The sequence below is a fragment of the Pseudobutyrivibrio sp. MD2005 genome, from assembly GCF_000621865.1.
Lineage (GTDB): Bacteria > Bacillota > Clostridia > Lachnospirales > Lachnospiraceae > Pseudobutyrivibrio.
In genome coordinates, this window is the sequence record NZ_JHXE01000015.1 from 17,534 (window position 1) to 33,523 (window position 15,990).

The 15,990-nt window shown below is 38.8% G+C and carries 14 protein-coding genes; 13 read left to right on the top strand and 1 reads right to left on the bottom strand.

Going from position 1 to position 15,990, the window contains the following annotated elements; translation table 11 throughout:
- The first annotated feature begins 27 nt into the window (after window positions 1–27).
- Window positions 28–876, top strand: coding sequence for an FKBP-type peptidyl-prolyl cis-trans isomerase (locus T498_RS0106600; RefSeq protein WP_028235223.1), 849 nt, complete (start codon window positions 28–30; stop codon window positions 874–876).
- 172 nt (window positions 877–1,048) lie between these two features.
- Here the strand turns inward: T498_RS0106600 and T498_RS0106605 are convergent, their stop codons facing one another.
- The gene (locus tag T498_RS0106605; RefSeq protein WP_028235224.1) at window positions 1,049–2,266 is read right to left on the bottom strand and encodes an iron-containing alcohol dehydrogenase; all 1,218 of its coding nucleotides are present in this window, start codon (window positions 2,264–2,266) and stop codon (window positions 1,049–1,051) included.
- A gap of 262 nt (window positions 2,267–2,528) precedes the next feature.
- Here T498_RS0106605 and T498_RS15150 point away from each other — a divergent pair, with 262 nt between their 5' ends.
- From T498_RS15150 to T498_RS0106665, 12 genes are all read left to right on the top strand, one after another.
- Window positions 2,529–2,879 (top strand): DUF3783 domain-containing protein, encoded by a 351-nt coding sequence (locus T498_RS15150; RefSeq protein ID WP_036978013.1) that lies wholly within the window; start codon window positions 2,529–2,531, stop codon window positions 2,877–2,879.
- Window positions 2,880–2,912: 33 nt separating this feature from the next.
- Window positions 2,913–3,722, top strand: coding sequence for a Cof-type HAD-IIB family hydrolase (locus tag T498_RS0106615; protein ID WP_028235225.1), 810 nt, complete (start codon window positions 2,913–2,915; stop codon window positions 3,720–3,722).
- A gap of 165 nt (window positions 3,723–3,887) precedes the next feature.
- Window positions 3,888–4,436, top strand: a complete 549-nt coding sequence (locus T498_RS0106620) for a Crp/Fnr family transcriptional regulator (RefSeq protein ID WP_028235226.1) — start codon at window positions 3,888–3,890, stop codon at window positions 4,434–4,436.
- A gap of 106 nt (window positions 4,437–4,542) precedes the next feature.
- Window positions 4,543–6,345 carry a methyl-accepting chemotaxis protein gene (locus T498_RS0106625; RefSeq protein ID WP_028235227.1) on the top strand — a complete coding sequence of 601 codons (1,803 nt, stop codon included), beginning with the start codon at window positions 4,543–4,545 and terminating at the stop codon, window positions 6,343–6,345.
- A 166-nt stretch (window positions 6,346–6,511) separates the two neighbouring features.
- The gene (locus tag T498_RS0106630; RefSeq protein ID WP_028235228.1) at window positions 6,512–6,940 is read left to right on the top strand and encodes a hypothetical protein; all 429 of its coding nucleotides are present in this window, start codon (window positions 6,512–6,514) and stop codon (window positions 6,938–6,940) included.
- A 21-nt stretch (window positions 6,941–6,961) separates the two neighbouring features.
- Window positions 6,962–7,690, top strand: a complete 729-nt coding sequence (locus tag T498_RS0106635) for a hypothetical protein (RefSeq protein WP_028235229.1) — start codon at window positions 6,962–6,964, stop codon at window positions 7,688–7,690.
- Window positions 7,691–7,802: 112 nt separating this feature from the next.
- Window positions 7,803–8,654 (top strand): YitT family protein, encoded by an 852-nt coding sequence (locus tag T498_RS0106640; protein WP_028235230.1) that lies wholly within the window; start codon window positions 7,803–7,805, stop codon window positions 8,652–8,654.
- Window positions 8,655–8,676: 22 nt separating this feature from the next.
- On the top strand, window positions 8,677–10,155 hold the full coding sequence (locus tag T498_RS0106645; RefSeq protein ID WP_028235231.1) for an AAA family ATPase: 1,479 nt from the start codon (window positions 8,677–8,679) through the stop codon (window positions 10,153–10,155).
- 261 nt (window positions 10,156–10,416) lie between these two features.
- Window positions 10,417–11,805 (top strand): magnesium transporter, encoded by a 1,389-nt coding sequence (gene mgtE, locus T498_RS0106650; RefSeq protein ID WP_028235232.1) that lies wholly within the window; start codon window positions 10,417–10,419, stop codon window positions 11,803–11,805.
- Between the two features lie 256 nt (window positions 11,806–12,061).
- Window positions 12,062–13,345 carry a PhoH family protein gene (locus tag T498_RS0106655; RefSeq protein ID WP_028235233.1) on the top strand — a complete coding sequence of 428 codons (1,284 nt, stop codon included), beginning with the start codon at window positions 12,062–12,064 and terminating at the stop codon, window positions 13,343–13,345.
- Between the two features lie 198 nt (window positions 13,346–13,543).
- Entirely contained in the window at window positions 13,544–14,848 is a 1,305-nt protein-coding gene (locus T498_RS0106660; RefSeq protein ID WP_028235234.1) for a DUF3298 and DUF4163 domain-containing protein, read from the top strand.
- A 35-nt stretch (window positions 14,849–14,883) separates the two neighbouring features.
- Window positions 14,884–15,870 (top strand): DUF4349 domain-containing protein, encoded by a 987-nt coding sequence (locus T498_RS0106665; protein ID WP_028235235.1) that lies wholly within the window; start codon window positions 14,884–14,886, stop codon window positions 15,868–15,870.
- The last annotated feature ends 120 nt before the right edge of the window (window positions 15,871–15,990 follow it).

The window sequence follows — 15,990 nt, forward strand, 5'->3', positions numbered from 1 at the left end:
AGGGATTTTGTTTAAAGGAGTATAAAAATGAGAATAGCAGTTACATATGATAATGGTCAGGTGTTCCAGCATTTTGGACATACTGAGCAGTTTAAGATTTATGAAGTAGAGGATGGCAAGGTAGTTTCTTCTGAGGTTATTGGTTCAGATGGACAGGGCCACGGTGCTTTAGCAGGTCTTCTTAGCAACAAGTCAATCGATGTACTTATCTGTGGTGGCATCGGAGGCGGCGCACAGGCAGCTCTTAGCCAGAACGGAATTGAGCTTTGTGCTGGCGCATCAGGCGATGTTGATGCTGCAGTTGACGCATACCTTAAGGGTGAGCTTGTTAACTCTGGTGTAAATTGTAATCATCATGGTGAAGGTCATACATGTGGAGATCACGAGGAAGGCCATAGCTGTGGCGAGCACTCTGGGTGTGGCGGATGCCACTCTGAGCCTGAATTTGAAGGCAAGAATGTAGGTAAGACATGTCGCACACACTACAGAGGCACATTCAATGATGGAACACAGTTTGACTCATCATATGACAGAGGCGAGCCACTTGAGTTTGTTTGCGGCGCAGGCATGATGATTAAGGGTTTTGATAAAGCTGTTGCAAATATGGAAGTGGGTGATAAGGTAGATATTCACCTTATGCCAGAGGAAGCTTATGGTCAGCGTGATGAGGATGCAGTCTTTACAATAGAGATTGCACAGCTTCCAGGTTCAGAGGAGCTTGTTGTAGACCAGCAGGTATACTTGCAGGATCCATACGGCAGACCATTCCCAGTGAAGGTTGTAGCTAAGGATGATACAAATATCACTCTTGATGCAAATCACGAGATGGCCGGAAAAGAACTTAATTTTACAATTGAACTTGTAGAAGTTAAATAATAGAAATAATGGGAGGCCAAATGGCCTCCCAATTTTTATGACTTCTTGCTGACAAAACAATGAAATTGTCAGCAAGAATCCTGCTTTGCAGGACAAGAAAATAGAAGAATCTATTTTCTTGGTATTTACGATTCCTGTTTTTCTGAGGAAAAACAGGAATCTATGACATAATTTAGAAATCAACCTCAGTGTCGTAGTAGCAGCACTTAAGAAGCTTTTCCATTTCTTCTTGACTTGGCTGTCTAGGATTAGAACCTGTACAAGCATCAAGGATAGCATTAGCAGCTATATCATGAAGTCTCTCAAGGAAAACATCCTCAGGAACAAAGCCCTGCTCGGCAGGAAGTCCATCAGGACCGTAGTGGTTGATGCTATGTGGAATATTAAGATCATCATTCATCTTGCGCAAATAATCGATGAGGAGCTTAACCTTTTCATCGTCATTTGAGCCGCCAAGATGCATGTAATCAGCGATGACGCCATAACGCTGTTTAGCTACAGGATCCTTAGCGTTGAATGCGATGACCTTTGGAAGATACATAGCATTAGCAGCACCGTGGATGATGTGTGCTCCTAAATCAGCAAAAGCAGCACCTGTTTTGTGTGCCATAGAATGAACGATACCAAGAAGGGCATTAGAAAATGCCATTCCAGCTAAGCACTGTGCATCGTGCATTGCATCTCTTGCTTCCATATCCTCGTTGTATGATTTAACAAGAGTATTCATAATCATTTCAATTGCGTGGATTGCAAGTGGATCTGTGTATGCGCAATTTGCTGTAGAAACGTAAGCTTCGATAGCATGTGTCATAGCATCCATACCTGTGTGAGCTACAAGTTTCTTTGGCATTGTATGAGCGAGCTCAGGGTCAACAATTGCCACATCAGGTGTAATCTCAAAATCAGCGATTGGATATTTGATACCCTTTTGATAATCAGTGATGATTGAAAATGCAGTAACTTCTGTAGCAGTTCCTGAAGTAGAAGATATAGCACAGAATTTTGCCTTTGTACGAAGCTTAGGAAGTCCGAAAACTTTGCACATATCTTCGAATGTTGTATCTGGATACTCGTACTTAATCCACATAGCCTTGGCAGCATCGATAGGTGAACCACCACCGATTGCAACAATCCAGTCAGGCTGGAATTTCTGCATTACCTCGGCACCTTTCATAACTGTCTCTACAGATGGATCAGGCTCGATACCTTCGAAAAGCTCGATTTCCATACCAGCTTCTTTTAAATAATCCTCAACCTTCTGTAAAAAACCACCCCTTTTCATGGATCCGCCGCCAGTACAGATGATAGCGCGCTTGCCTTCGAATGATTTTAAAGCCTCAAGTGCGCCCTTTCCATGATAAATGTCTCTGGGCAAAGTAAATCTTGCCATAGTAAAATACCTCCCTTTTATTTTATGAAGATATTATACCTGATATTGGTTGTAAGTACCATGATTTATAACACTTTATAAAAATACGATTCTTATGATTTTTTCCAGAAGCAGTTTGTAGAAGGAATTGCTACCTCTGGTGGTAAGTTGTAAGGTTAATCATTTTTGTAGGCGTTTCCCCAGTCCTCCATGGATTTCATACAGATTGCAAAAGCACTAGGCTATGCTATACTTATAAAAAATCGATACAAAGGGGTATAGCATGAGAGTATTCATATATAATCTTACTTTCAATAAAATGGCAGCACTTACAAGAGCCTGTCGTGCTATTGGAGCTGATATTGTAAATATTTCTAGTGATGACATTCATAAGTCTATAGAGCATCTAATTGATAATAGCAAATCTGCAAAAGCAGGTATGGATTGCGATGAAAATATATCGGAGCTTTTGATTTTTGATGGGTTTAATAGCGAAAATTTAGATGATTTTTTAGATGTCTACAAAGGAACCCAGGCACCATCGATAGTTTTCAAGGCTATGGTAACGCCAGTTAATCTAAAGTGGTCTCCAGCATACTTATATTCTCATTTAAAAAGTGAGATTAGAAATTGACGTATCTATGCGCAGTTTGATAATATATGCCCTATGAAATACAAAGCAATAGCATTAGATTTAGATGGAACTCTTTTAAATAGTAAAAAAGAGGTTAGTAGTAAAAACAAAGAGATAATAAAGAAAGCTGCGAAGGCAGGCGTAAAGATTATTCTTGCATCGGGGCGTCCGGTTCCTGGAATTGTCAAGATAGCGAAGCAGCTTCATTTGGAAGAGGTGGGCGGATACATCCTTTCATATAATGGTGGCATGATTATCGACTGCAAGACAAAAGAAGTGGTCCGCAGGGAGACTCTCCCAATAGAATACTTTGCAGATATTGTGCGTTGCGCTAATAAATTTGGTGTTGCATCTCTAACATACGATTCAGAGGGGATTATCACCAACGATGAGAACGATAAGTATGTGCAAATCGAATCCAGAATCAATAACATTCCTGTAAGACAGGTGTTCCATTTGGATGAAGAGGCACAGTTAGACCCACCTGTTAAATTCTTATGTACTGGAGAGCACAAGGTGCTTAAGCAGGTGCAGGACAAGCTTAATGAAAAGCTGAACGGAGCTGTAACTATATTTTTCTCAGAGCCATATTTCCTTGAGATAATGCCACAGGGGATTGAAAAGGCGTCATCTCTAGAAATATTGTTAAACAAGCTTGGAATAGACAAAAAGTATTTGATAGCCTGCGGTGATGGATACAATGATATTCCAATGATGCAATACGCAGGACTTTCGGTGGCCATGGCTAATGCTCAGGAAGAGACAAAAGAGTGGGCAGATTATATTGCGCCATCTAATGATGAAGACGGTGTAGCAGCCGCAATAGAAAAGTTTATATTTTAGGTAATTAAAGCCTCATCTGTGGAAAAACAGATGAGGCTTTTTTACACTAGCCACACTGCCTACATTAAATCTTCGCAATTTTGTTGTATTATTTTTAAAGTAGGGGTACAAAGCTGAGTATTTGGGGTAATGAAGACCTTTACCAAATAATAGGAGGAGAAGACTATGGGATCTTTTTTTGATAATAATAGTGTGCTTAATAGAGATAAAATCTACGATGTACCTGCGGGGATAGTGGTTCTACAAGAAGGTGAAAAGAATCTTGATATGTATAAAATTATTTCAGGCCATGTGGAGATGTATACAGGATATGGCACTGAAAATGAAGTTTTGATAGGTTTGCTTGGGCCAGAAGCTTGCTTTGGAGAGTTTGGTATTCTTACAGGTGCGCCTGCTATTTATACAATTGTTACGTATTCTGAAACTAAGCTGCTTCGAGTAACAGAGGAGACTATGAACGATTTCATAGAAAAGTATCAGGATGACGTTTTAAAGATAATGAAAAATATGGCTAATAATATGATGAAAATGCAATACCAGTTGACTCAATTTAGCCAGGAACTCATGGAAATGCAGTCAGAGGATTCATCTAAAGCAAAAGAGAAAGTGTTTTTAACTACCGAGGAAGTGAAGAAGGAAGTTATAAAGGGGTATGCTACAGGCTATGGTAATGTAGGATTTAATAAGGCTAAGATGAGATTTAGAAAACGATGAATTATCTGTGAAATTATAAAAATATCTGACAACATGTGATAAATTAAAGTCAGTAATTAAAACGTGGGGTTTTATATAATACAACTTTGTAGGAGGAGATTTACTTATGGAGGGTAAAAAAAGAGGTAGTTTGAAGACTGTATTGATTGCCGTTATTGTTGGCGCTGTAATTATTACTGCCGGAGTAATATCACTTTTTACAATCATAAATACGGTTTCTACTAATAATTCTCAGACAGCTGCCTATAAGGAACGTCTGCTTGATGACGTTAAAGCTCAGCTTAAGTATGAGACTGAAGAAGCTATGAGTATTTGCGAATTTATGAACGCAAAATATAAGGCTGGCGAAATGTCTCTTGCTGAGGCACAGAAACAGTCTGCAGATATCATCAGAGAATTAAGATACAATGATGGCAATGGTTACTTCTGGGTTGATACATCAGAGGGTGTTAATGTTGTTCTTTTAGGACGTGACACAGAAGGTCAGTCTAGATGGGATTTAACAGATTCCTCTGGTAATAAGTTCATTCAGCAGATGATTGAAAATGGTATGCAGGATGGCGGTGGATATACACAGCTTATGTTTGCAAAGCCAAATGAAACTGAAGAACTTCCAAAGATTAACTATACTGCATACTACGAGCCATTTGATTGGGTAATGGGTACAGGTGTATGGATTGATGATTTGGATGCCCTTGAAGCTGAATATCGTGCAACCGCTCAAGCTTCCTTAATGAAGAGTATTGTTGCAACTGTAATCATCCTTGTTGTACTTATTATTGTAGGATTTATCATCGCCTTCTACTTTGGAAATAAGATTACTGCTCCAATCGTACTTTCTGCTAAACAGATGATTCGCATGTCTAATAGTGATTTTACAGAAAATCCGGAAATGGAAGATGTGCGTAAACTTAAGAAGCACAATAACGAAATTGGTTCTATTTCAGAAGCCCTTGATGCTATGCATGAAAATATTAGAAGCCTTATGATTCAGATTTCAGATACAACATCATCTGTAGCATCTGCATCAGAAGAGTTATCAGCATCAGCTTCACAGTCTGCTGAGGCTAGTGAGATGGTAGCAACATCTTGTACAAATGTAGCTCAGTCTTCATCTGGACAGATTAACGCTGTATCAGCAGCTACAAATGAAACTGATGCGTTTGTTACAAATATGCAGGAATTCAAAGAAGCTATTAGTCGTTCATCAGAAATGATTAAAGCTACAAATGAAGCAGCTATCAACGGAGCTGCAGATATGACTAATGCAACTGAGATGATGAATACAATCAGAGAATCAGTTGAGAACACAGCAAATGTTGTAGAGGACTTAGGAGAGAGCCTAAAGAGTATCGATCAATTTGTTGTAACTGTTGCAGAAATCGCAAGTCAGACCAATTTGCTTTCACTTAATGCTTCGATTGAGGCTGCGCGTGCCGGTGAAATGGGTAAAGGATTCGCAGTTGTTGCCAGTGAGATTTCAAAGCTTGCTGACGAATCAAATCAGGCTGCACAGAAGATTAACGAGCTTATTGCTGGTATCATGAAGAATTCTCAGGAAGCAGTTGCTGCTATGAGACAGGGTGCAGATGAGGTTGTTAATGGTTCTGAGCTTGTAAATGAGGCTGGTGGAACATTCAATAACATTGTGACAATGGTTAACTCTATTTCAGAGGAATCAAATACAATGAGTTCTATCGTAGAGCAGTTATCAGGCGGAACCGATACAATTGCTAAGAATATCCATGATATTGAAGAGATGAGTATTGCGGTTGCCGATGAAACCTCAAATGTTTCAGCTGCTTCACAGGAGCAGACAGCATCATCTTATGAGGTTGCACAGGCATCTGATAGACTTGCAGGAAATGCACAGGAGCTTCAGGATTTTGTATCTCGCTTTGCATTATAGTTATGAATTATTTAAAGGGCTCGCCTCATAAAAAGGCGGGTCCTTGTCTTACTAGATTTAGTATATTATTCTATATAACTATACAAAACATAGTAAAACGTGGTAAAATTGACTTGTAATTATAATTATGTAATTAGACTAGAATATATTCACAGGAGGCTGTTATATGCAGGGGGAATATAAAGGTAATCTAATTTTTCGTGAAAGATATGTAGCGTTAAATGAAGAAGCTATCAAAGATGAAATTAATCGCCTTCAAAAAGAACTCTATGGCATGCAAGAAATCCTTGAATTTGTCAGCAAGGATAACAACACGCTTAAGCATCAGGTGATAGACGGACAGGAGAATAATGAGCGTTTGATGAAGGAGCTTAGTAATAAGGTCCAAAAATTGCAGGACTCCCTTGACTACAGCACCCCATTAAAGGCACAGGTGGCTGACGCAACTGCTGACTTCAAAACAAAAATGGAGGAGGTATACATCTCTACCTCTAAAAAGAGCGGTCGCTCAACCAAAGTCCTTATTATTATATCGATAGTAAACACCTTATTATTGCTTGGCTTGATTGGATTAATAGGATACTCAATTCTTTAAAGATAGTTTGAGGTGATATGGATGGACTGGATTATTATTAACTTGTTTGTCATTTTTATGGGAATATCTCTTTTGGTAGGTCTTCCTATGTATTTTCGCAGGAAAAATGCATTGGATGCTTATAAAAAAGAGTTTGAAGAATATCTTAAAAACATGGTTAAGCTTGATAAGCAATATGCAGCTTATATTCCTCAGCTTAACAAGAATCTCAATATTATTAATCACTGGTTAAAAACCGGAAAAGATCCAACTGAATCAGAAGAAGAATCCGAAAAAGTAGAAAAAGAAGATAGATTTTTTGCAGGCTTGATGAGTCCTCTTGAAGCAAAAAAGTGGAAAGAAGCTTTGAAAAATGCCACAGCAGAAGAAATAGAAGATATGGATATCAAGGCTCTTCGAGTAAATGAATTTGCGGTAGAGGGCATGGATCCATCTGATGTGGAACAGACTGAAATGAACTTCTATTATTCGGAAGACTTTGGTGAGAGCATTTACTACTGTGTAACACCGCAGGCAATGACAAAACACCTATATAAAAACATTATATTTTTTACTACGGCACGTCCTACCAACATACCACTTGTATATCCATATAAGTATGAAGGGGCACAGATGCTGTCTCTTTACAAGCATCCAGCTCAGACAGTTTGGTTTCTTCAGAACTGGAAACTGATAAGAGAAGGCTTGGAATCAGCTTATGTTGAGGTGCCTGAGTTAGACGAATGTGTTACGGACGATTTTGACTTGTAGCATGGCATGATGCTTTAGTTCGCTAACGTATTACCGTGCTGTGCTGACAAATGTCCGTAATAGATGTACAATCTTACCTGTTGCGAAATTTTTAGAAATAGCAGGTGAGAATATGAAAAAGATATTAAAGACCGCATTAATTGTTATTTTAGGAAACTTTATTTACGCATTTGCGGTAGCATTCTTTTTGGAGCCTTCAAAGCTCATTACTGGTGGCGGAACAGGTATAGCGCTTTTCGTCCACCATATGTTTGGAATAAAAACTTCCTTAGTTGTTTTGGCAATCAATACCTCATTGTTTTTGGTTGGGCTAAAAATAATGGGCCGTAGGTTTGCTGCAAATACACTTCTTTCAACATTCTGTATGCCGGTAGAGCTACATATCTGTGAGTTCCTGGCATCTAAAATCACACCTGTTGATGATATTTTTCTATGCACTGTTTTCGGAGGCCTTCTCATAGGCGTTAGCCTTGGAGTTGTAATCAGAACAGGTGCTTCTACTGGTGGCATGGATATACCACCTATTGTTATCAATAAATACACAGGAATTCCAATTTCAACCCTGATGTGGGGATTTGATGTAGTAATTTTATGTATTCAGGCAATTTTTACAAATAAAAATCTAGTATTGTATGGAATTATACTCGTTATTCTGTATACTATTACATTAGACAGAACTCTTATCCTTGGAAAGGCTAGAACTCAGATAAAGGTTGTAAGCAAAAAGAGTGACGAAATCAGACAATCAATCCTTAGAGATATCGATAGAGGCGTAACGGTGATGTATGGTCGAACAGGATATCTTGGGAAAGAAACTGAGATAACTCTTTCAATTGTTACACTTAGAGAGCTGGCAAGGGCTGAGAAGATGGTGCACGAAATAGATCCAGAGGCATTTATTATCGTTAGCCGAGTTTCCGAAGTTAGAGGGCGAGGATTTACACAGCAGAAGAAGTATTTGTAATAATTTGATAAAGGAGAGTGTTATGCCAGTATTTGATTTTGCACAGGACGAAAAGGAAAAGGGTGAGGCAATTAAGACTTACACTACATTTCAGTCCGATGAACCAGAAGCCACTGTAGAGAAGCCTATTTTAGTGCTTGAAGATGTAGATGGTAAGCTTGAACATCACATCAACGGTGTATTTACTAATCCACTTTCAAGGACCAGCTTTGAGGCTGAGCTTTTTGATGGTGTACATTCTTCAGATATTATAAAAGTAGATTCAAGATTTGTAAGCTTGCTTGGCTGGTTGGGAGAGAATCGTATCCCTGTAAGACTTTCAGGCCATGTCACAGACGAGGGTTATGCAGTTTGCAAGATTAGAGAGACTGGAATCGGCAACGGAAAGCTTTCTTCAGAAGATGGATTTTTGCAGTTTATGTTAGAGCGCTTATTTGCATCAAATGCTCCATCGGAAGAGGAGCTTGATGATGATGAGGCAGAAGATGGCGATGATATGAAGCTTACCAGCATTCAGTCCATTACCGATTTTATCACATGTGCCGGAAGAACATTTCCAGACAACATTCGTCTGTGGGCAAGAAGAAATCTTGCTGTTGCAAAATCTTCTGAAGTTACAATAGAAGAGAGACGTCATGCGCAAAGAGCTCTTTCTATAATGACAAGCATTCAGTGGAAGAGTGATTATTTTGAGGCAATTGATCCTGTAGAGGCCAGAAGAATCCTTGATGAGGAGCTGTATGGTCTTGAATCTGTAAAGCAAAGAATCATGGAGACAGTAATACAGGTCAACAGAACACATACACTTCCAAGCTATGGTTTGCTTCTTTGCGGGCCTGCTGGTGTTGGTAAATCCCAAATCGCATATGCGGTAGCTAGAATTCTCAAGCTTCCATGGACTACACTTGATATGAGCTCAATCAACGATCCAGAACAGCTTACAGGTAGCTCAAGAATCTACTCAAATGCTAAGCCTGGTATTATTATGGAAGCATTTGCAAACTCAGGCACCAGCAATCTTGTATTTATTATTAATGAGCTTGATAAGGCTAACTCAGGTAAGGGCAATGGAAATCCAGCTGATGTACTGCTTACACTTTTAGATAACCTTGGATTTACAGATAATTATATGGAATGTATGATTCCTACAATGGGTGTTTATCCTATCGCTACAGCAAATGTTAAGGCAGATATTTCTGCACCACTTATGTCACGTTTTGCGGTTATTGATATTCCTGATTACACAGTAGAGGAGAAGAAGGAAATCTTCCGTAGATTCTCTCTACCTAAGGTGTTAAAGAGAATGGGAATGAGCAGTGAGGAGTGTCAAATCACTGAAGATGGCCTTGATGCTTTAATGGAGAAGTTCGTTATTTCAACTGGCATAAGAAACGTGGAGCAGGCTGCAGAGCACTTGGCAGCAAACGCTCTCTATCAAATTGAGGTTGATGGAGTTGAATCTGTTACCTTCGATAGAAAAATGGTTGATAAACTTTCGTAAATGGGGTTTACAAAAAGTTGTTTTTTATGTTATGTTTTTTATGTACAATTCAAACAATTAAATTCTAAATTAAATGAAAGGAGAACAGCTATGGACAAATCAGACAGTCATGGGCGATTATGTAGCGACGAGACATTTTTTATATACGTGGATAGCTGTTCTTTTATGATATAGTCGAAAGAGCTTTATTTTCATGTTGATTAAGAATGTCATCGTCTCTTGGAGCAATATGACATTCTTTTTTTGTTAGCGGAGAACAACATGGAAACAAAAGAGATATTAGAAGACAACAAGATCAAAGAAATCATTGATTTACTTCGTTCACACCTTGACGCAGAAGAATTGATGGAGGCTTTGGACGATTATCATGAGAATGATATCGCTGAAGCGTACGAGTCACTGGATACAGAAGACCGACAGAGACTCTTTGGAATCTTAGGTGCTGAGCGTCTATCAGAAATCTTTCCTTACATTGAAGACGTAGGAGAATATTTAGCAGAAATTACTCCAGAGCAGGCTGCCGATGTCCTTGAAAACATGGATGCCGATGATGCGGTTGATGCTCTTGAGGATATCGAAGATGAGGAGCAGAGAGAGCAGCTCATCGCCCTCATGGATAAGGATGCATCTGCCGATGTACGACTTATCAATTCCTACGATGAAGATGAAGTAGGTAGCATGATGACTACTAACTTCATAGTTATCAAGCAGAATTTTTCGGTTAAGCAGGCAATGCGTTCTTTGATTTCTCAATCTAAGGACAATGATAACATCAACACAATTTACGTAGAAGATGATAATAACAAATACTGTGGAGCCATCGAGCTTAGAGATTTGATTCTTGCTAGGGATTACACACCACTTGATGACATCATCAGTCACAGCTATCCAAGTGTTAAGGCGGAGGCCCACATTTCGGATACTATCGAAGATTTAAAGGATTATGCGGAGGATTCAATTCCAGTTCTTAATCCAAACGATGAGATTATCGGTGTCATCACATCTCAGGATATCATCGAGGCCGTAGATGATGAGATGGGTGAAGACTACGCTAGGTTGGCCGGTTTGACTGCAGAGGAAGATCTCAACGAAACCTTGCCAGAGAGTATCAAAAAGCGTATTCCATGGCTTTTACTTTTGCTTGGACTTGGCCTTGTTACAAGCTCAGTTATCGGTATTTTCGACAAGGTTGTAGCTTCGGTTGCAATCGTTGTAGTGTTCCAATCACTGATTCTTGATATGGCAGGAAATGTTGGTACACAGTCACTGGCCGTTACCATTCGTGTGCTTATGGATGAAGAAATTTCAGGTCTTGAAAAGGCTAAATTCGTTCTTAAGGAAATGCGCGTTGGTGGTACAAATGGATTGATTTTAGGTGTACTTGCTTTATTCTTTGTGGCACTATACCTTCATAGCTTAAAGGGATACATTTGGTTTGCAGCATTTAAGGTATCTTCGATTGTAGGATTCTCACTATTTATTGCGATGATTGTATCAAGCTTTATTGGCACAATCATTCCAATCTTTTTCCACAAGATTAAGGTTGACCCTGCTGTAGCATCTGGTCCACTTATCACTACCGTAAATGATTTAGTTGCTGTTGTTACATATTATGGATTGGCAGGCTTGCTTTTGGTAGGTCATATTTAATAGAAGATAGACGTTTTTACCTGTAGGATATAGGCTTTTAAAGTGCTTATTCCTACAGGTTTTTTGTTTCCTATATTTTGTGTGTGAATTCACAAACTCTACATACTTTAACACAAAATATTGTAGAAAGAATGGGGCGATTGGTATAAAATATAGTTAAGAAAAACCTTTCGGTAACATCTATAAAAGGTTCCCTGATATGCGAGGAAAAAGAAGCTTATCAGGGCTGAAATTTAATAAAAGGAGCGTGACCCCTATGAAGAAGAATTACGTTTTAGACACGAACATTTTGATTCACTGCCCTACAGCAATTTTCGGTTTTGACGACAATAATGTCATCATCACTACAACCACGCTACAAGAGCTTGACTCAAAAAAGACAGCTTATGCAGAGGTCGGATATGGCGCCAGAGAAAGCATTCGAAACATCGAATCAATCGAGGGTGACTATGCAAACGGGGTTACGATGCCAAATGGTGGCACTTTTAAAATTGCCAAAGAATCTGAGTTTGAGAAGCTGGTTCCAGCTGAGTATTCACTTGATCGTCCTGATAACAGAATAATAAATGGTGTGCTTGGCATCGCCAAACAATCAGACTTGGAAACTATTCTTGTTACAAATGATATTTCAATGCGAATAAACGCTACAATGTGTGGCTGTGTTGTTCAAGGCTATCACAACGAAATGATTCTCGATAACGAGAATTACACAGGTCGTAGAGATATCCTTCCAGAAGATATCGAAAGTCCATTTAATAAAGGCTTTATTGAGAATGAATTTGGTATTTGCCGGGAAGGCAGCAATTCGGCTCTATACACATTCAAGACAGACGGATGGCACATCCTTAAGGACCGTGATTATTACACACCTTACTGCCAGCCACGAAATGTGGGTCAGAGATTTGCACTATATGCACTTCTTGCTAATCCGGAAGAATTGCCACTTGTTATTTTAAAAGGTAGTGCTGGTACAGCTAAAACTTTCTTAGCTCTTGCAGCTGGATTACAGGGCTATTACCACAACGGATTCGATAGAATTATGATTACCAGAAGTAACACTTTATCAGATAATGATTTAGGATTTTTACCTGGTGATTTGGAAGAGAAGATGACACCGCTCATCGCTCCATTTATGGATAATCTTCAGGTTCTATTGAAGGGGCAAAATGAAGAAAAAGAACAGATAAAGATGCAGATTGAGGACATGTTTGATACTGGTATCATCGAGATTTGTTCTTTGGCATACATGCGCGGACGTTCATTAGTTAATTCATTCATTATCGTTGATGAAGCACAAAACTGTACCATCGGTCAGATTTTGGAAATCATCACACGTGCAGGCAAAGGCTCAAAGGTTGTGCTTCTTGGAGATCCAGATCAGATTGATTCTCCAAAGCTTGATAGAAAGAATAATGGACTTACTTTTGCGGCAGAACGTATGAAGGGCTCAAAGCTTTGTGCACAGATTACATTTGAAGAGAGTGAGACTGTTAGAAGTCCACTTGCGGCAGAAGGTGCAAAGCGCCTGGTTATTAAATAAGCTACTATTTCTTTTGTTATAATATATCCTCCTTTTCGGGATTCCCTTAGTTTTCTAGGGGAATCCCATTTTTGTGTCTGGCTAAATTCTTAAATAATTGTAAAGAATTCTAAAATTTCAACTGTACTACTTGAAATAATACGGTAAATATGTATACTGATGAAAAAGAGGAATAGTTTTAATTAATGGAGGTATGTAATGAAAAGGAGATTAGCCTTAATTTTAGCTTGCCTTTGTGCATCCACAGCAATCGTGGCTTGTAGTAATCAGTCAGATGCAGAATCTAAAAAAGAAAGTACTAAAGAATCTACAACGGTAGAGAATAAGGATAAAGAAGAAAATGAGGAGGATGTAGAAAAGGTAGCTACAGCGCCTAAATATGCAATTACATCAGTCGCAGCAGAGGATTATCAGTATTTCACTGGTGGAATTGAGTGTATCCAGATTACTGATGATGATCATCCGGAGCTCCAAGCTGCTTTAGATGATATGTTTTCAGGTATGGTAAAGACCTTCAATCAAACTGCAGATACTATGAATAGTGATGCTACTGAAGAAAACAAATCAAACAAAGAGTACGCTGATGAGAATCCTGATATTGATTACTATGAGACCACTTACTCAAATGATGTGTCTGTGGAGGTAATTAGAGCGGATGCTAAAATATTTAGTTTTGTAGTTTATGATTATTTATATCAAGGCGGAGTCCACGGCATGACTGGAGAGTCAGGCTACACCTTTGATGTTGCTACTGGAAAGCAGCTTTCTCTTAGTGATTTTGGTGATGAAGCTACTATTGAAGATACAGCTATGAATTACATCATCAAAACAATAGATGAGTCAACTCAGGAATCGAAAGATATGTTATTCCAGGATGACGGAATAATTTCTGGATATGAAGATGGTATAAAGACTTCTTTTGACGGAGAGGCATGTCCTGAGTGGTATCTTGATAATAGAGGGATAGTATTTTTATTCCAGCAATATGAAATTGCACCATATGCAGCAGGCATTATTAGCTTTACAGTGCCATACTCTGAGATAGAAGGCTTTAATGAGGCATATATTCCTGATGATGAATTCTACAGTACTCAGCTTTCGGAGTTAGGTTTCAATGAGTATATTGATGTTGATAATGATGGAACGATGGACACTTTCTATGCCCTGACTTCTGCGGAAGATGATGGAAGCTATACTCATAAAATCTTTATCAATGATAAGTCTAGTGATGAGGCTTGTGATGAGTATTCTTATGTAACTGATTACTTTATCCATACTAAGGATGCAAATTATATTTTAAGTTCATGTGAAGGTGAATTTATTACACTGTACCTTGTTTCAGATGGATATATTAAATCGCTAGGTTCGATTAAGCAAGATGTAGGAGCTGTAAAGGAGATTAAGGACGGCTCGATAGTCATTGCAGATAGAGCATATGATGAAAACGGCGTATCTTGGGGCGAAGAGAAGGTTGTTAAATATTCTAAAAAAGGTTTAGAATAAAAACAGACAACTTAATCAGTTGAAAGGGGGCTTTTATGAAGAAGAGATTATTAGCATTAATTATTGCGGGAATAATGCTATTTGCCGTAGGATGCGGCAGTGCAGACAGCAGTGATAGCGGTACTTATGAAGCTGCTTCAACAAGCAATGCATATTATTCTAAGAATGCCGCTGGCTTTGAGGAAGCTGCTGAAGTAGCGGATGTAGCTGATGTTGAATACGAAGGTGATGATGTAGGCAGCACTGATTTTGATGCAGACAGCACAGGTTCTGAATCAGATATTGATTTAGATGGCTACGATACTAGCAGAAAGCTTGTGTACACTTCATATATCACCCTTGAATCAAAAAAATTTGATGAAGATGTTGCTACAATCAAAGAAATTGTCACCAAAAATGGTGGATACTTTGAATCAACCTCTGTAAGTGGTAATAAGGAATACGGCAATCGAGGTGCGGGTTTCGTGGCACGCATCCCATCTGATAAATATGAAGCATTCATGGGAAGCGTTGGTGATGTTGGCTCACTAACCTACAAGAGTGAATCTGTGGACGATATCACATCAAGCTATGTGGACGTACAGGCCAGATTAAAGAGCCTTAATACCAAACTAGAGCGTCTGCAGGAGCTTGAGAGCAATGCCGAAAATGTTACAGAGCTTCTTGAAATCGAGGACAGAATCAACGAAGTTCAGTATCAAATTGAAAGCTACACAGCCCAGATGAAGACATTCGATGACCAGGTGGATTACAGCACTGTAAGCATCGATATCACTGAGGTTGCCACATACTCTGAAGTAAAAGCTGACAGCGCATGGAACCGCTTCGTAGAAGCATTCGGCGCCTCCTTCGTAGGCTTTGTAGAAACTGTCCAAGAAATCGTAATTGCGATAATTTATTTGCTACCATATATTTTAATTATTGCAGTAGTAATAGTAGTTATTGTTGTTGTAAGAAGGAGAAAAAAGAAAGCTCGCGAAGTTAAAGCCATTCAGGCAGATGAATCATCTAAAACTGAATAGATTTTATAGTTGGTGAAATCAACTAGAATAAATACATTGATAAATTCCAGTTTGTTGGGCATTTTAAAGAAAAAAGAACTCGAGAACCTCCAGTTTGAAGAATTAAATAATTGAATTGTT